Origin of the sequence: Peribacillus simplex (assembly GCF_001578185.1) — a bacterium.
Taxonomy (GTDB): Bacteria; Bacillota; Bacilli; order Bacillales; family DSM-1321; genus Peribacillus; species Peribacillus simplex_A.
The window spans coordinates 959128-977112 of record NZ_CP011008.1; the positions used below are offsets into that span (position 1 = coordinate 959128).

General features: G+C 39.6%; 16 protein-coding genes and 1 riboswitch. Of the genes, 10 read left to right on the forward strand and 6 right to left on the reverse strand.

Features of this window, described 5'->3' with window-relative positions:
* Nucleotides 1-69: 69 nt before the first annotated feature.
* From UP17_RS04475 to galU, 3 genes are all read right to left on the reverse strand, one after another.
* Entirely contained in the window at nt 70-1467 is a 1398-nt protein-coding gene (locus tag UP17_RS04475; protein ID WP_250211756.1) for a cytochrome P450, read from the reverse strand.
* Between the two features lie 255 nt (nt 1468-1722).
* Nucleotides 1723-1860, reverse strand: coding sequence for a hypothetical protein (locus UP17_RS27325; RefSeq protein ID WP_155727226.1), 138 nt, complete (start codon nt 1858-1860; stop codon nt 1723-1725).
* Between the two features lie 300 nt (nt 1861-2160).
* The gene (gene galU / locus UP17_RS04480; protein WP_061461834.1) at nt 2161-3021 is read right to left on the reverse strand and encodes a UTP--glucose-1-phosphate uridylyltransferase GalU; all 861 of its coding nucleotides are present in this window, start codon (nt 3019-3021) and stop codon (nt 2161-2163) included.
* 173 nt (nt 3022-3194) lie between these two features.
* Here galU and UP17_RS04485 point away from each other — a divergent pair, with 173 nt between their 5' ends.
* The 4 genes from UP17_RS04485 to UP17_RS04500 all read left to right on the forward strand — a co-directional run bounded on the left by UP17_RS04485 (nt 3195) and on the right by UP17_RS04500 (nt 8832).
* Nucleotides 3195-4865, forward strand: coding sequence for a DUF6044 family protein (locus tag UP17_RS04485; RefSeq protein WP_434218681.1), 1671 nt, complete (start codon nt 3195-3197; stop codon nt 4863-4865).
* A 16-nt stretch (nt 4866-4881) separates the two neighbouring features.
* Complete coding sequence (locus UP17_RS04490) at nt 4882-5904, forward strand: glycosyltransferase family 2 protein (RefSeq protein ID WP_061461835.1); 1023 nt, start codon at nt 4882-4884, stop codon at nt 5902-5904.
* The gene (locus UP17_RS04495; protein WP_061461836.1) at nt 5864-6319 is read left to right on the forward strand and encodes a GtrA family protein; all 456 of its coding nucleotides are present in this window, start codon (nt 5864-5866) and stop codon (nt 6317-6319) included. Before UP17_RS04490 ends, UP17_RS04495 begins: the two co-directional genes overlap by 41 nt.
* A 408-nt stretch (nt 6320-6727) precedes the next feature.
* Nucleotides 6728-6869: riboswitch (cyclic di-AMP (ydaO/yuaA leader) on the forward strand.
* 136 nt (nt 6870-7005) lie between these two features.
* Complete coding sequence (locus UP17_RS04500) at nt 7006-8832, forward strand: APC family permease (RefSeq protein WP_061461837.1); 1827 nt, start codon at nt 7006-7008, stop codon at nt 8830-8832.
* 157 nt (nt 8833-8989) lie between these two features.
* On the opposite strand, the gene UP17_RS04505 is transcribed toward UP17_RS04500, so the two are convergent.
* Entirely contained in the window at nt 8990-10348 is a 1359-nt protein-coding gene (locus UP17_RS04505) for an IS1182 family transposase (RefSeq protein WP_061461838.1), read from the reverse strand.
* A gap of 1156 nt (nt 10349-11504) precedes the next feature.
* Between UP17_RS04505 and UP17_RS04510 the strand changes: the two genes are divergently transcribed.
* Nucleotides 11505-12359, forward strand: a complete 855-nt coding sequence (locus tag UP17_RS04510) for a RhaT/GlcU family sugar-proton symporter (RefSeq protein WP_061461839.1) — start codon at nt 11505-11507, stop codon at nt 12357-12359.
* Between the two features lie 15 nt (nt 12360-12374).
* The gene (locus UP17_RS04515; RefSeq protein WP_061461840.1) at nt 12375-13160 is read left to right on the forward strand and encodes a glucose 1-dehydrogenase; all 786 of its coding nucleotides are present in this window, start codon (nt 12375-12377) and stop codon (nt 13158-13160) included.
* Nucleotides 13161-13289: 129 nt separating this feature from the next.
* Here the strand turns inward: UP17_RS04515 and UP17_RS04520 are convergent, their stop codons facing one another.
* Together UP17_RS04520 and UP17_RS04525 are read right to left on the reverse strand one after the other, a co-directional pair.
* A complete protein-coding gene (locus UP17_RS04520) occupies nt 13290-13835 on the reverse strand; it encodes an NADPH-dependent FMN reductase (RefSeq protein WP_061461841.1) in 546 nt (181 codons plus the stop codon).
* A gap of 99 nt (nt 13836-13934) precedes the next feature.
* The gene (locus UP17_RS04525) at nt 13935-14132 is read right to left on the reverse strand and encodes a hypothetical protein (RefSeq protein ID WP_061461842.1); all 198 of its coding nucleotides are present in this window, start codon (nt 14130-14132) and stop codon (nt 13935-13937) included.
* Between the two features lie 520 nt (nt 14133-14652).
* On the opposite strand from UP17_RS04525, the gene UP17_RS04535 reads away from it, so the two are divergent.
* The 4 genes from UP17_RS04535 (at nt 14653) to cobT (ending at nt 17918) form a co-directional block, all read left to right on the forward strand.
* Nucleotides 14653-15069: an RrF2 family transcriptional regulator gene (locus UP17_RS04535; protein WP_061461844.1), complete on the forward strand. Its 417-nt coding sequence runs from the start codon at nt 14653-14655 to the stop codon at nt 15067-15069.
* 114 nt (nt 15070-15183) lie between these two features.
* Nucleotides 15184-15891, forward strand: coding sequence for a nitroreductase family protein (locus UP17_RS04540; protein WP_081108699.1), 708 nt, complete (start codon nt 15184-15186; stop codon nt 15889-15891).
* A gap of 307 nt (nt 15892-16198) precedes the next feature.
* Nucleotides 16199-16747, forward strand: a complete 549-nt coding sequence (lepB, locus tag UP17_RS04545; RefSeq protein ID WP_061461845.1) for a signal peptidase I — start codon at nt 16199-16201, stop codon at nt 16745-16747.
* 124 nt (nt 16748-16871) lie between these two features.
* Nucleotides 16872-17918 (forward strand): nicotinate-nucleotide--dimethylbenzimidazole phosphoribosyltransferase, encoded by a 1047-nt coding sequence (gene cobT / locus UP17_RS04550; RefSeq protein WP_081108700.1) that lies wholly within the window; start codon nt 16872-16874, stop codon nt 17916-17918.
* The last annotated feature ends 67 nt before the right edge of the window (nt 17919-17985 follow it).

Consider the following 17985-nt stretch of genomic DNA (forward strand, 5'->3'; position numbering starts at 1 on the left):
TCCTTTCAAAAAATAGGCCAGTCTCTTAAAGGAGATAAAAATGTTTTGTTCATGGGGAATCATTCATATTCATTTAAAAGTTGATGATTCAGGTTCAAAGGCTTTTGCTTCCCTTTCTTCTACGACCATGCGCAGCCCACGCTTAGGCCTGAGCGTAAGGGACGGAAGTGGGGTTACTTCATGATGGTCAGGTGCAAGCTTTATCCTATATCGTTGAGAAATGCAAGCCAGGACAAGCACTGCTTCCATCATGGCAAAATGATTGCCGATACAAACCCGGGGTCCTCCGCCAAATGGAAGGTAAGCGAACATAGGCAGGTTTTTCAAAAAGTTGTTTTCAAATCGTTCAGGAATAAAAGAATCCGGTTGTTCAAAATAATTTGGATCATGCTGCATCACATAAGAACTTATTATAATCATATCGCCTTTTTTAAAGTGATATCCTCCTATAACGACATCCTCCTCCGCATCCCGGGATATCATAAAACTTGGCGGGTACATTCGAAGTGTTTCTTGTATGATATTTTGAGTGTATGGTAATTTCATGAAATCGTCAGGGCTGGGTGTCCTACGACCAATTATGCTATCCACTTCACAGAAAAGCTTAGATTGAATTTCAGGATTCATTGAAAGTGCGTACAGTGCCCAAGAAAGAGCATTTGCTGTCGTTTCATGACCTGCAAGAAAAATGGTCATTAACTCATCACGTAAATGATGGTTTGTCATTCCTGATCCGTCTTCGGCATCACGTGCATCCATCAGGATTCCAAGCATGTCTTCATGTTTTACTGTGTCGGTCTTCCGTTTTTCAATAATTTCGTAAATCACTTTATCAAGGCTTTTTATCGCCTTGTTATATTCACGGTTGATTTTAGTTGGTACCCATAATGGCAAACGGAAAATCGATCTCATCCTTTTGACTGCAGCTTTTAATACAGTGTCCAGCGATTTCCCTATAATTTCAGAGCCATCCGTGAATTCTATGCTGAACATGGTCTTGCTGACTATCCCCAGAGTGATGTCCATCATATCCTTTGTAATTATCCGTTCATCATTATGTTCCCAAGTTGATATATAAGCCATTGTGATATCAATCATATCCTTGGCATAATGGCTAATATGATTCTTTTTGAAAGAGGGCTGAATAAGCCTTCTCTGGCGCATATGAAAGTCCTTTTCACTTGTAAGCAGACCTTCACCAATAAGTGGTTTTAAAGCTTTGAGGTCCTTTGATTTGACGAAGGATTTTTGTTTTGTTACTAGTATTTGTTTTATTAAATCAGGGTTGGAAACGAGGTAAACATTTTGGAATGGTCCAAAACGGAATTTTGCGACCTCCCCATATTCCTTGGCCAATCGGGTAAGAAAGCCAAGGGCATCTTTTTGAAACTCCTTTGTATGTCCGGAAATCAGCCTTCCCTTTGGCACTTTTTGAGAATTGCGGAAGCCATCAGCAGTGTGGCTCAATGTTGCTTGACCCCTTTCTTTTAAATAGTTACATATATTCATTCTATGAGGATAAGCCAAATCTGTTTGGACAAGTCATAATGAACATTTAAATTTCTTATGATACGGCTATATAGGAAAAGAAGGGGAGTCAGCCTGCATTTAGCCATAAAAAAAACTCTGGATAAAAACCGCCAGAGTTTTTTTGAGACTAGATTCAGAAGATGTGGGGTAATTTCCCGGTAGAGGAAACTCCTTGTTGTTGATAAGGAGGATTCAATTTCTTTCTTGATCGTCCCCATGCTGGAAACGATCATTTTTTTCATTAATGGGTCCACCAAATAGGTCATTGATTTCCTTAACTACACTATCTAAAAATTCATCGGATATTATCGGATTATTTTTTTTATGCATGTGATTCTCTGCAATCCTTTCTGGATCTCATATGTTTGATATACCTTATCAACATAACCTTACTAACAATAAATTATTCTTTTTCTGTTCAAAAATTTTCACTTGATTTGCCATTAATAAACAGTTTCATATTCATAGATCTTAAGCTTTTGGTACGGGAACATGTTATTGGGGTCATATTAAAATGTATCTGGAGCTGACTAAACTCAAAAAATCTTTCCATTGAATCAAAAATGCAAGAAGTTATGAAAATGACCCAATCACATTTTGGTAATTGGGCAGAGGCTTTTATGAACCTTATTAAGGAAACAACAGTCTTAAATAAGATATTAGCTGATCGCGAAGTTCAGGTCGTTTCAAGGCGAAATCTATTGAAGCTTGAAGAAAGCCGAATTTATCCCCGACGTCATATCGATTTCCCTCGATGATGTATGAATATATTGGTTCCCTTTCCAGCAAAAGGTCTAAAGCTTCGGTAAGCTGGATTTCCCCCTTATAATCGGGCTGTACGGTTTCAAGGGTTTCAAAAATGGCAGGTGATAAAATATATCGGCCAATAATCGCCTGTGTTGATGGAGCCTCCTCAACTTTTGGCTTTTCCACTAAGTTTCGTACCAGAAATAAATCCTCATATTGTTCTTGGAAATTTACAATCCCATACTTTGAGACAGCGGCAGGTGACACTTCCTTACACCCGATAATGCTCGCTCGAACCTTGTTATACCGTTCCATTAGCTGTTTCAAGGCTGGGACACGACTATCCACGATATCATCACCTAATAGGACGGCAAAAGGTTCGTCTCCGATAAAAGTTTTGGCACATAGAACTGCATGCCCCAGACCTAATGGTTCCTTTTGTCTTACATAGTGAATATCCACCATATTGGAAATGTTCTCCACGATTGTAAGCAGATCATTTTGTCCTTTCTTTTGCAGTAGCATTTCAAGCTCTATGGATTTATCGAAATGATCTTCAATGGCACGTTTGTTTTTCCCCGTAACGATGATAATATCTGTAATCCCTGATTGTACCGCTTCCTCGATAATATATTGAATGGTCGGCTTATCGACAATCGGCAGCATTTCCTTTGGTTGAGCTTTTGTAGCAGGTAAAAATCGTGTTCCTAAACCGGCTGCTGGAATTACGGCTTTCTTTATCATAGCCTAGCCCCTTTTTAAGGTTCTTTTATTCCGCTTTTTGTTCTACCCTTCATTTTATGTAGTCATTGGTTGACCTATATCAAAAAAAGGTGAAAATAAATCCCTGAAAAAGAATAGATTTTCCATTGAAGTAAATATTATGGATATATGAATTTCGTCAAGAGGTGTATATTTTGCCAATTGAAAATCAAGAGCGAAAACAAATCCTTTTTGCTTTACTCGTCATTATTTTATATCTCTCTCCTCTACTCATCCTTGGAGAAAATGCACATATTCGTGTACATGATAATTTGGATTCCAACCTTGCCTGGTATAAAGTGCTTTCAGAAAGCGGTGAGTTATTTGGTTCAATAAACGCCAAAATTCCACAGATTATGAATGGGCTGCCCCGAAATGCGTTTGGCAGTGAATTCAGTATTATCGTTTGGCTGCATGCCCTTTTTCCGACAATGGTTGCATATGCAATAAGCCAGGCATTAACAAGATTTATTGCTTTCTTTGGTATGTATATCCTATTAAAAAAACATTTCATTACAGGGCGCCAATCGGGATGGATTAGGGTTGGAACATCCTTAGCCTTTGCCCTTACTCCATTTTGGCCATCGGGAATGCTCAGCACGCTTGGGATGCCGCTAGCCCTTTGGGCTTTTTTGAATATCCGCAACAAGGACCACTCGTGGAAGAATTATTTAGTCCTTACACTTTTACCTCTATATTCAAGCATCGTACTTGGCTTTTTCTTTTTCCTGGTTGCAATGGGCCTTCTTTGGATAACAGATGTGATTAGGAGAAAAGGTTGGAATTTAAGGTTTTTTCTTTCAATCGTTTATATGACCTTCATTTTTGGTCTTGTGGAGTATCGTTTGATTGCTTCTTTCATTTTTGATTCGGAGCCAAACAGCAGGGATGAATATTTTCACGCAAGGCTACCGCTCGAGTGGGTCATTAAGCTTACTTTCAAAAATTTCGTTCTTGGACATACGCATGTCATGACTGTACATGCGCTTATCATCCTGCCGATTACAGCTTTTGCCCTTTATATTATTTTGATTAAAAAACTGTGGAGACAGGAAAAGGTTTTTGTTTTATTGTTCGGTTTGAATTTTATGCTCTCCGCATGGTATGCATTTTGGTTTTATAAGGGCTGGCTTCCTTTAACAGAAAGGTTCCATACCTTGGATACTTTTAATTTTGCCAGATTTCACTTTTTAAGGCCGATGGTGATTTACTTGGGGTTTGCCCTCGCCATAAAAATCATCTGGGAACACAGTGAATTTGCTAAGAAAACCCTTTTAATCTTCATTGCCGTTCAAATCATGGTTTTAATGGGTTTCAATGAAGAAATCACTAACAATAAAAAACCAACTTTTAAAGAGTTCTATGCAGAAAGCCTTTTTCAGGATATAGAAGAGCATATTGGCCTCCCACAGGAAGAATATCGGGTTGCAAGCATCGGTCTACATCCTGCTATCGCCCAATTTAATGGGTTTTACACGCTCGATAGCTATAACAATTTCTATCCGCTTACATACAAACATCAATTTCGTCAAATAATTGAAAACGAATTGGCAAAGAATAAAAACATCAGAATCTACTTTGATGAATGGGGAGGACGTTGTTACCTATTTGCCGATGAGCTTGGTAAGCATTATATGTTCAAAAAAAGCTCGAAGAAAGAGTTGGATAATTTGGAGATTAATGTAGACGCATTTAAAGGATTAGGCGGCAAATATATATTTTCTGCCATACCAATCAACAACGCGAAGGAAAACGGGTTGGAACTGGATAGGATTTTCACAAAGAAAGGGACCGTATGGAAAATTCATTTATACAGAGTCATTTGAAAAGGGGGGGGATATTGTGAATTCACCGATAGTGACGATTGTTGTACCATGTTATAACGAAGAAAGTGTTTTACAGGATACCATTTCCCAGCTTTGTGGATTGGTGAGGGGTTTAATCGAAGAAAATGTTGTGTCTGGTCAAAGTAAAATTCTATTGGTTGATGATGGAAGTAAAGATCAAACGTGGAAGATCATATATAAGGAAACGATTAACAATGAATATGTTCGTGGACTGAAGCTTTCACGGAATGCAGGCCACCAAAATGCACTCCTTGCCGGATTGTTTACAGCCAAGGAAGCCTCGGATTGTGTGATTTCAATTGATGCAGATTTACAAGATGATATTCAAGTCATCCCTGAATTCATTCGGAAATTCACTGAAGGATGTGAAATTGTATATGGCGTCCGCCAAAAAAGGGACCTTGATTCATTTTTTAAACGAACATCTGCAACTGGTTTTTATAAAATGATGAACAAAATGGGGGTCAACCTTGTCTACAATCATGCAGATTTCCGGCTAATGAGCAAAAGGGCGATCGTGGAGTTGGAACGATTTGAAGAAACGAATCTTTTTTTACGGGGAATCGTCCCGCTTATTGGGTTTAAGACGGACTCTGTTTATTATGACCGCAAAGAAAGATTGGCAGGGGAAACGAAATATCCATTTAAGAAGATGGTTGCTTTTGCTCTTGATGGCATTACTTCCTTTTCAGTAACACCGATCCGGCTTGTATTATGGCTAGGATGTCTTTCCTTTTTCATTAGCTTACTTTTTGGGTCATACTTTTTATGGTTAAAGTTTTTTGGGCAGACCGAAACTGGTTGGACCTCATTAATTACCTCCATCTGGTTGATCGGCGGACTCCAGTTGATTGCTGTCGGCTTGATTGGGGAATATATCGGTAAAATCTATAATGAATCCAAACGCCGGCCTAAATATATTGTCGATCTGGATTTATTTAATCCGCTCGATTTAAATAAACGGGAGCAACTAGATAATGAACGGACAAGTATTGAAAAACTATCTAAAACACACTAACTCCTTTATCCGCTTTTTATTGGTTGGAATGGTCAATACAGGGGTTGGACTTTCCATCATGCTTTTTCTCATGAACGTTCTTGAATTATCTTACTGGATCTCTACCTTTTTCGGCAATGGTACGGGAGCAGTAACGAGTTTTCTGTTGAACAGGACTTTTACTTTTAGAAGCGATATAGATTGGCGGAGAGGGGTTGCCCGTTTCTTTTGCGTCATCCTGATTTGTTATTCCGCGGCTTATTCTTTAGGTCAAGCCATTGCAGAATCCTTGGAAGCATCCGTTCATGTTTCCATTCAGCAAAATGTGGCTGTACTTATCGGAACAATCTTTTATACAGTACTGAACTATATTGGCCAGAAATACTTTGTCTTTAAAAAAAGCAATTTGGGAACAATTCAAGAAGGAAGGAACTGATTAGAATCAAAGAATGCCCCTTAGGAAGGAAATCAAAGTGGATTTCAAGAAGCGAATTTTTGATTTTCAGGGTGGAGTTTGTATATTGCAATCCTATCCAAGCGGGGGCAGATCCTTTTAATAAGAAGGTGAACCGTTAATAAACTAGAGATTTAAACAGTTTCGTAATTCGGTAATTTTCCCCTTTAAGGACCCACCGTTTTGTTCTTTCATTTCTTAAAAATTGATTGGGAAGTTTCTCTTTTTTAACAAGTTATTCACCTTTTTCCTACCTTCGAATCATGCACTTGGATGACTTATGTTATATACGTCAGAACAAAGCCTCACTCAAAATAAATTATTATTTTACTGTGCAAAATTTTCATTTACTTTTCTATTTCACGGGAGTATGATAATCAACAGTTTCGTATTTCTAAATCGCTTAAACCTTATGGTACGGGGGACCCGTTATGGGATTATTTTAACAATCCAAGGGGTGAATCCTTTCAAGGTAGGGCTACTCTTGTCCGAACCCGACAGCTAACCTCGTAAGCGTTATATGAGAGGGAAGGTGGAGCTTGTTAGACAAAAAAGTGGATGTCTACAGGTCTATTTAGTTATGACTTGTGGGCATTTTTCCATTTTTTTTGTTTTTTCTATAGCAGGGTAACATAAACTTATAACTTAAAAACGGTGGTGAATTCTTGATGTTATCTTCTATAAAGAGGTTTTTGATTGGGAGACCTTTAAAATCAAATGCACTAGGTGATCAAAAGCTTAACAAAACCAAGGCTTTGGCGATATTATCTTCTGATGCTTTGTCTTCGGTTGCTTATGGACCGGAGCAAATATTAATCGTTCTGATCACGGTCGGTGCTGCGGCATTCTGGTATTCCATACCCATCGCCATCGGAGTATTGTTACTGTTGGCTGCATTGATCTTGTCCTATAGACAAATCATTTTTGCTTATCCTCATGGCGGGGGAGCCTATGTGGTTTCAAAAAACAATTTAGGTATCAATCCAGGGTTGATAGCTGGAGGATCCTTATTGGTGGATTATATTTTAACTGTAGCTGTAAGTGTTTCTGCAGGTACGGATGCCATCACGTCCGCCTTTCCCAGCCTTCATGCATATAATGTAGGCATAGCCATCATTTTTGTATTTCTGCTTACCATCCTTAACCTAAGAGGGGTTACGGAGTCGGCCTCTGTTTTGGCCTATCCGGTGTATCTGTTCGTTTTAGCATTGTTCATCTTGATTGGTGTAGGAATTTACAAAATCCTGACAGGAGGAGTCTCACCGGAATTACACGCGCCAATCGGGACTCCAGTAGCGGGCATCAGTTTATTCATACTGCTAAGAGCATTTGCATCAGGAAGCTCCGCATTGACAGGAGTCGAAGCGATTTCCAATGCGATTCCGAACTTTAAAGACCCAGCTCCGAATAATGCTGCAAAAACTTTAATAGCTATGGGTTCCTTACTGGCTGTATTATTTACGGGAATCGTATTCTTAGCCTACTATTTAAGCATTGTTCCTAGCGCAGAGGTAACGGTCGTCTCGCAGATTGCTGAAGAGATCTTTGGTCGGAATTTCATGTATTTCTTCATTCAAGGTACGACTGCATTGATCTTGATTCTTGCTGCCAATACTGGCTATTCCGCTTTCCCCTTGCTTGCGGTGAATCTTGCAAAAGATAAATTCATACCAAGGGCGTTTACGATTAGAGGGGACCGATTAGGATATTCCAATGGAATTATCATACTAGGACTTGCATCCATCATCTTAATAGTCGCATTTGGGGGACATACAGAAAATCTTATTCCACTTTATGCGGTAGGGGTATTTATTCCATTTACGTTTTCCCAGACCGGGATGATTGTCAAATGGATACGCGAAAAGCCAAAAGGCTGGATCATGAAATTAACCATTAATTCAATTGGTGCCACTATTAGTTTTATCGTCACGATGATATTCTTTTTAACCAAATTTACTCAGGTTTGGCCTGTTTTGATTTTTTTACCTATCATCATTTTAATTTTTCATAGAATTAGGAAGCATTATGAAGCAGTCGGAGATCAGCTAAGGATTACAACTTGTGAGCCCATCCTGCCAATAGAAGGGAATATCATTATTGTGCCTGTGGCCGGTATAACTCATGTGGTTGAGAACTCTTTAAATTATGCTAAATCTCTATCAGCACATCAGGTCATTGCCGTTTATGTTGCTTTTGAAAGAGAAGATGAAAAGAAATTTGAAGAAAAGTGGAAAAAGTGGCAGCCAGATGTTAGACTCGTCACACTAAACTCTTATTACAGGAGTATCATACAGCCATTAACTAAATTCGTGGATACAGTTGAACATAAAGCGAGTGAATCCAACTATAAAGTTACGGTAATAATCCCGCAATTTATTCCGAAGAAAGGCTGGCACAATATTCTTCATAACCAATCAAGTTTACTGATTAAGGCCTACTTGCTTTATAGAAGAAATGTAGTTGTTGCGACAGTTCCCTATCATTTGAAGAAGTAAGTTCCATTATCTAAGAAAAGAAGCAAACCTACATATGGTTTGCTTTCAGTTTGTAGACAAAAGGGGTTCGGAATTAAAAAATTCCGAACCCCTTTTTGAGATGCCCTTTGAATTTTTGCCTGAAGTTAGGAGATTGGGGTTCTACGAGCCCACTATGTTAGGCCATTTTTGGACCTCCCCATGTCCAATTGGCCATCTTCTTTAAATTAATGGCAGCGAAAGTAAGCATCGCCTGCATCGACAATTTTTTAAGTCCCCTTAAAGTTGTCCAACGCATACCATGCTTTTCTTTTGCATCTGCGAATACACGCTCAATCGTTTCTTTACGTTTCGCATATATAGTTTTTACATCTTGATGATGACGCAGATGATCTGCTTCTTCCACATGTGTTTGCCAAATATGCCGTGTCACCACTTTTTGATGGTCTTTGCTTTCTGTACACTGAGATAAAAATGAGCATGTCGCACAAGTGTGTTTGGGTGATTTATACTCGCGATAGCCCTCTTTATTGGTTGTTGAGTACTTTAATAGCTCTCCCGAAGGACAAAGGTAACAATCAAAATGTTCATCGTATACATAGTCCTGTTTGCGGAAAAATCCTTCTTTGGTGCGAGGACGTGTATAAGGTAAAGCCGGTATGATTTCTTTGTTAAAAAGGTAGCTTGTAATCGCTGGTGTTTTATAAGCTGCATCTGCGGCAACGGCTTCCGGTTTTCCAATTTTCTCAATCACTTGTTCAACTAGTGGCTCTAAGATCTGACTGTCATGTATATTTCCAGGTGTTACAATCGTTCCCAATATAAAACCGTTGCGGTCTTCGGCCGCGTGGAATGAATAGGCAAACTGTTTTGTTCGTTCATCTTTCACATAGTAGCCACTCTCAGAATCCGTTGTACTTTCTTTAATCTCTTTGGTCTCTTCTTTATCAAATTTATCTGATGGAAAAGGCTTCTTTCCATGGTTTTCACGATCTTGATTGATTTCTTCTTGAAGACGCCCTTGATACGCTCGTGTTTCTTTACGAACGATTTTCTTTTCAAATTTCCGTTTATTCGCACTGGCTTTCACATGTGTGGAATCCACGAAAACGTGTTCAGCACTTATTAACTTTTTATTAGCAGCTGTCATTAAAATGCGATAGAAAATCTGTTCAAACAGGTCTGTATCTTTAAAGCGTCGCTCATAATTTTTCCCAAACGTAGAGAAATGAGGTACTTTATCATGGAAACCATAGCCTAAGAACCAACGGTAAGCCATATTAGTTTCAACTTCTTCAATCGTTTTACGCATGGAACGAATACCGAAGGTATATTGAATGAATGTCAGTTTAACTAAAATAACTGGATCAATACTTGGGCGTCCTACCTCTGAATACATATCTTTCACCAAGTCATAAATGAAAGTGAAGTCAATGGCAGCCTCTAGTTTACGAACCAAATGGTTCGGTGGCACCAGTTGATCTAACGTAATCATTTCAAGTTGATCTCGCTGAATAGAATTATGTTTCGAAAGCATCCTCATCACCTCAAGTTTTAATACTTCTATTTTAAAACAAAAGCGACTCAGGGCAAAAGTGTTTACCTAAAAGATAAGACAAAGTTGATTGGAACGGAAGGTACGAGACTCCTGCGGGAAAAGCGCGTCTAGGGGAGACCCCGCAGGCGAAAGCCGAGGAGGCTCCCCGACCGCCCGCGGAAAGCGAGTGCCTGGAGTGGAAATCAACGGCCAAATTGTACAACTCATAAAAAATAGACAAACTCGATTTTCCTAGAGTTTGTCTACAGTCTGGAAGCAAACCTATATATGGTTTGCTTTTTTATTGGGCTCTGTTCGTATATATTTATAATCTCATAATTAAAAAGACAGCACTACGGCTGTCTTTTTTCCAACTAACGCCCCCGATATAATAAGATCATTCATTCATAGCTCATTAAATTCACAATAACTATTATTGCTCAGTAAGATGAGGGGATACTTCATCTTTCATAACATATAGGCTACTGGATTATGCATTTGCTAACTAGAATATTTCACAATAATCATATTGTTGTTAGCCTGGATAAATGCATGGTCATGATGTTAAGCATAACGGCAAGTTTAATGCTGCCATTCCTGTTGCCCGGCAAGCTGCGGTTTTACCGTTCTGGCCATCTCAATATGTGCAGTGGCAGCATCAATCAGCGGAAGGCCATTCGGTTTAACACGGTTATGGAGTCTCTTTCAACAACACTGATAGGAGCATGCTTGGGGTCATGCTGGCTCTTGATTCACAAACTTTCATGATCATTTCGATAAATCTGAATACCTTCCCAGTATATTCTTTGTGACTTTTTTTATATAAGAGAGAGGATGTAAAAGAAACAAAAAGTGGGAGGGGATTTGCTCCTTTCTTTCTGACCTCTGTTCTCCCTCATCTTTATCGGAATTGACGGCTGTTTAGGAAAATGATTATTTCAAGGTAGTGATGATTCGGAAATGGACATGCAGCATCATAACACAATTAATATCACTATTGTCAAAAAGGGCTAAGACTGCAGCCCTTTTTGTGTTGAACACTATTTCTGCGGGAACTGGATAAAATTACCGAGGCTCAATTCGAATATTGCGAACAACATATTAAGAGAATATAAAATGAAATTTCCGTTAGTACATACATATATGGGGGTTGAAGATGGATATATTATTAGCTCTCTTGCCTGCATTATTCTGGGGAAGCATCGTTTTATTTAATGTGAAACTTGGGGGGGGACCCTATAGTCAAACACTAGGTACAACGATTGGCGCCTTGATTTTCTCAATTGGTGTTTATATTTTTGCCGATATCAAGTTGTCACTTTTGGTGTTTGGCGTCGGGATCGTTTCTGGATTGTTTTGGGCCGTTGGACAAGCTAATCAGCTTAAGAGCATTGATTTAATGGGTGTTTCCAAAACGATGCCGATATCAACTGGATTACAGCTCATTTCAACGACTTTATTCGGGGTCATTGTTTTTCACGAATGGTCTACTATGAAAGCGGTCATTTTAGGCGTTTTGGCACTAGTTTTCATTATTATAGGAATTGTCTTGACCTCCTTGGAAGATAAAGAATCAAAAGAGGGCAAATCGGGAAACTTGAAGAAAGGAATCATTATTCTCCTCATCTCGACATTCGGTTATTTGGTCTATGTGGTCGTAGCCCGGCTTTTCAATGTTAATGGCTGGTCAGCATTGTTCCCTCAAGCGATCGGGATGGTGATAGGCGGTCTATTATTGACCTTTAAACATAAACCGTTTAACAAATATACGATCCGCAATATCATTCCCGGACTGATATGGGCTGCAGGGAACATGTTTTTATTCATATCCCAGCCCCGTGTTGGAGTGGCTACGAGTTTTTCCCTTTCTCAAATGGGCATAGTCATATCAACTCTCGGCGGGATTATCATATTACGTGAAAAGAAAACGAAGCGCCAACTAATTGGAATCGTTATAGGAATTATCTTGATTATCATAGCCGGGATTATGCTCGGATTGGCAAAAAGTTAATTGGAGGGTGATTAAATGTATACAGATTTAGAGGGTAAGGTCGTTGTTATAACCGGTTCATCCACTGGTTTAGGAAAGGCGATGGCCATTCGCTTTGTTCAGGAAAAGGCAAAGGTCGTGGTTAATTATCGCACTAAATCAGAGGAAGCGGACAGTGTATTGGAAGAAATCAAAAACAATGGTGGGGAAGCTATTGCAGTGAAATGTGATGTCACGGTTGAAGAAGATATGATTAACATTGTTCGATCTGCGGTAAAGGAATTCGGGAAACTTGATATATTCATTAATAATGCAGGAGTAGAAAATGCCGTTCCATCTCACGAGATGCCGTTAAGCGACTGGAATAGGGTAATCGACACCAATTTAACAGGTAATTTCTTAGGCTGCCGTGAAGCGATCAAGTATTTTGTCGAGAACAATCTTAAAGGGAATGTGATAAACATGTCCAGTGTACATGAGATGATTCCCTGGCCTTTATTCGTACATTACGCGGCAAGCAAGGGCGGTGTGAAGTTGCTTACGGAAACCCTGGCGCTTGAATATGCACCGAAAGGGATTCGTGTGAACAGCATTGGACCTGGAGCCATCGCCACGCCAATTAATGCCGACAAACTTGAAGATCCCGAAAAGAAAAAGGATCTGGAAAGCATGATTCCAATGGGGTATATCGGAAAGCCTGAGGAGATTGCCGCGGTTGCCGTATGGCTGGCATCTTCAGAATCCAGTTATGTAACGGGCATCACTTTATTTGCTGATGGCGGGATGACGAAATATCCTTCATTCCAAGCTGGAAGAGGATGAATGTATCTGCCTGGAAAAGGCAGGATTTAAATCGAGAAGGAGCACTGCCATCAAGGCTCATTTAACTCATGAATGAAGCAGCAAGAATCCCAGCAGGAGCGATCTGCTGGGATTCTTGTCTTAAAAGCATTAACGAGTATGATGATTATACCAGCTAATGAAGTTATCGACGACCGTATCGATAAACTGGACAGTCGACTCATGTGTAAGACTGCCTTCGTCATTGAATTTGTCATGCACGGCTCCGACGTATACTTCATTCCCGGGAAGGAGCGGGGAGGAGATGCCTAGAGCGAATAGGATTTCACGTAAATGCAATTGAGCTTTAACCGTTCCTAATTGCCCCATTGACGCACCCATGATCCATGAAGGTTTGCCAATCAAGACTTTATCCACACGTGACAACCAATCGATTGCATTGCCCAATACGCCTGGAATCGTACCATTGTATTCAGGCGTTACCCATAGGACTGCGTCTGCATCAGCCACTTTGCTTTTAAATTCTTTCACGACTGCAGGAGGCTCATTTTCAATATCTTGATCATAAAAAGGAAGGTCCCGAATGTTTAAGATTTCGAGATCAAAACGATCTTGATATCTAGTTTGAATATATTTGGCAAGCTTTAGGTTGTAAGACTCTTTACGAATACTTCCCACTATTGCAACAATTTTCATCTTCATTACCTCCGATTGTTTATTTTTCATGGATAATCATGTTAATAAGTTCCACTAGTCTATTATAATTGGAAATTAAATGAAAGGGAAAAAGGATGCTTAGGAAATAATCTTCACTGAATCACCCTTCTTTCGAACAACGGTGGAATGCTTCTCCAAAATGAAGCCAAAAAAGGAAGCGAGCATTTGCTGAAAATGCATACCAAGTACAACGGTTACAGTGACGGCAGCAGGGAAATAGGTATTCGCAAGAACGGATCCTGCACTGATGCTTCGCATTCCTCCTGTAAATGTCAAGGTGATGATATCCCCCTTTCCCCATCTTGAAAATTTTACCGACCACCCAAGAATGGGCATACCCTGAAGCAGCTATGAACAAAACCAAGAGGGCCATGATCATTAATTTCCGTTCCAAGCCAATAACCAGCTTATAGTCGTGATGAGAGGGTCTTTAGCATCATTCATTAACACTTCCTGAGTGAAAATTCTATTAAGTTAGTTTACCATATTCCAAAAAAAACTATTTTGGACAAATAACTAGTCCATTTTTTTCCTGGTTTTTGTAAAATGGGGAAAAGCATTTAATGGAAGGTGATATAAAATACGCCAAGTGGGAGTACTGTGTTCATCCATTCATTTTGGTGACAGATTCTACTTCCCATTACTATCACTGCTCCGAAAAACTCCTATCGGTCCAAAAGGGTCTGCAAGCTTTCCCGCATGGCTGTTCATTTAAAAGAGGTTTTAGGAAGAATTTTTCGATGCAGCGTTTTATATTCATTGAAAAATAGTTTAAAGTAGAGGAGAGGTGAAAGAAATGTCTGAAAAGGTATCCAGTATAATGTGGTTTAGTCTTGCAGTACAAGCTCTGCTCGTTCTTGCAGATCAGGATGGATTATGTAATAGTGCTAAATTGGCCGATAAGCTTGATTCGGAGTCGGGTTTTCTCAGAAAAATATTAAGTAATTTAGTTAAGGCAGGGCTGATTCAAGCGAAGGAAGGCAGGGATGGCGGATATTCACTAGCCAAAAATCCCGAACAAATCATACTTGCAGATATATACGCTGCAATTAAATCCGAACCTTTTTCAAAGGGCTTTCTTGAAGTGAATGATAAAAAATGCTTTCAGCCTTCTTCTCGCGACGCTTTATGCGGTTTGAAAAACGAGATGGAGAGCTGGATTATACAAGGCTTGGAACAAAAGACGATTGCTGATTTACTATCAAAATCTTAAAGTGAAAAACGAAACTAATAGGGTTTCGTTTTTCTTAAACTGTATTTGACAAAAGAACAGTATCCGTAATATACTGTTCCTGTAATATACACAGTTAAATGGAGGTCATTATAAATGACAAAAAATACAATGAGTAAAGAAGAGTACCTAAATAAATCGAAAGAATTGAATATACCGCTAGAAAAGCCGAAGGTCCTTACTGATACAGACTTCCTTACGGTCGCAAAAGAACGGAGATCTGTTCGCCAATACGATGCTGAATACGTGATGACTGAAGAAGAAATTAGAGAAATCCTGGAGGTTGCGATTCAGGCGCCGTCTTCTTCAAACTTACAGCCATGGAGATTCCTTGTGATTCAAGATAAGCAAACCCAACAAGAATTGCTGCCCATTGCAAATAACCAACAACAAATTGTTGATGCCTCTGCGGTCATTGCCGTTTTAGCTGATATAGAAGGTTACAAAAAAGCTGAGCGAATTTATGGTGAATTGGTGGATAAAGGGATCATGAAGAATGAAATCAAAGAGCCATTTGTAGCTTCCATCATCCATAATTACGGTAACTTTTCTGCTGAAAAGGCTTTAAGTGTAGCCATGATTGACGGTGGCTTGGTTTCCATGCAGATCATGTTAGCGGCAAAAGCAAAAGGATACGATACAGTCCCTATGGGAGGGTTCGATGAAGCCAAATTTGTGGATGCATTCAATGTACCGGAAAAATTCAAACCTGTCATGTTAATCTCCCTTGGAAAAGGAACTAAAGCAGGATTTGAAAAAGTCCGTTTGCCACTAGATACTTTATTGACTTGGAATAAATACTAAGGTTCAACATTTAAGGATTTTTGGAGCAAGGATTGGATATGAAGTAAAAGGATAGCTGAAATTCGCTATCCTTTTTTCGATATATTTTTAGATTTCTTTGCGCCCCCGATAATAAAAATGATTAATTCTCGCAAGCGATAAATGGATATGTTACAATTTTTCCAGATATTTCTTTTAGAATATCTCCTCTTAACACCGACCGGCAAAACTCAGCATTAAGGGAGTAACAGAGCTAAAAAATTGGTCTTGACGCTGCATGCATTGGTTTCAAATGTTAGCCGTTCACAATAGATGGGAGGGAGTCGCTATGAAGAATGATATGAAAGCTGAAGTGTTCTCTTGGTTGAAATCTATCTTATTCGCTTTTATGATCGTGTTTATTTGCCAACAGTTTTTATTTACGCCAGTTACCGTCAAGGGTAAATCAATGGAGCCGACTTATGAAAACGATGACCGGATCGTGGTAACTAAAATCGGAAAGCCAGAACGTTTCGATATGGTTGTATTTAATGCACCGGACGCAGATGCGAAGTATATAAAAAGGGTGATCGGTTTACCAGGTGACAGTATCGAAATGAAGGATGATATGCTGTTTATTAATGGAATAGAGTATACAGAACCATATTTGAAAACGAAAAAAGAGGAAATTCCACCTGAAGAAAATCTGACGGAGAATTTCACCCTGAATGATTTACTTGGGAAATCCAAGGTACCTGTTGGTCACTTATTTGTCATGGGGGACAATCGCAGGAAAAGTTGGGATGGAAGAAGATTTGGTTTTATTTCAGAGGAATCACTTGTGGGAAAAGTGGAATTTCGCATCTATCCATTAAATGAAATAGGGGTCCCGAAGTAAATGGATCTTAGTGTGTACACATGTTAAAGTTTAGAGGATAATTATATTGACTAAGTTGTATTTATGGATAATAACCTTTTCCGATGGTTAAGGTTTTTCATTTTGGATTATGGAGGTTTTTAATATGACGAATGGGTTAGCCGCCATTTCCATCCCGATGTTGGATGAGGATATGGGACGGCAGGTAAAAGGCCATGTCGATTCACTGACGGTTCCTCAGGGAAGCTTAGGACGACTTGAGGAATGGATAATCGAATTGGCCAAGATGACAGGAGAGGCCTTTCCGGACATTTCTAAACCGGGTGTTATCGTGTTTGCAGCCGACCACGGAATTACGGAAGAAGGGGTGTCGGCATATCCAAAAGAAGTGACGGAACAAATGGCACTCAATTTCCTGAATGATGGAGCCGCCATCAATGTACTCAGCCGTGCGATAGATGCTTACTTGGACATTGTCGATATAGGGATCGATGCAGATATCGAGGCTCCGGAATTAACTTCGAGAAAAGTCCGCCGTGGAACTAGAAACTTTTATAAAGAAGATGCGATGACAAAGGAAGAAGCACTTCAAGCGCTTGAAATTGGATATGATCGTGCACAGAAAATGATTGCCCGTGGAGTGAACTGCCTGATTCTTGGTGAAATGGGAATCGGAAATACGACATCCAGTTCCGCCATCATTTCCGTCGTAAGCGGGAAAAGCTCCGAATTGCTAGTGGGACAGGGAACAGGTTTGAAGTCTGAAGGTATTTTACATAAGCAAAGAATAATTGAAAAAGCGATTTCGTTAAGAAAACCTAGTCCTGATGATCCAATCGATATTTTGATGAAAATCGGTGGATACGAAATTGCAGGTATGGCAGGGGCCATGATCGCTGCAGCGAATAACCGTATACCCATTCTTGTTGATGGTTTCATTACAACCACGGCCGCTGTATTGGCCAACCTCATTTCTGAACATGCAGCAGATTATATGTTTGTTGGACATCGATCGGCTGAACCAGGTCATAGAACAGCCATACAATTGCTTGGTAAGGAGCCGATCCTCGATATAGGAATGAGAATCGGAGAAGGAACAGGGGCCGCAGTGGCATACCCGATCCTAAAGGCAGCGACATTGGTCCTTAAAGAAATGGCAACATTTGACTCGGCAGGCGTGTCAAATAAATAAGAGAAATAAGAGACCTTCATGTGAAGGTCTCTTATTAGATTGCAGTGAAATATTCTTTTAGTTTACT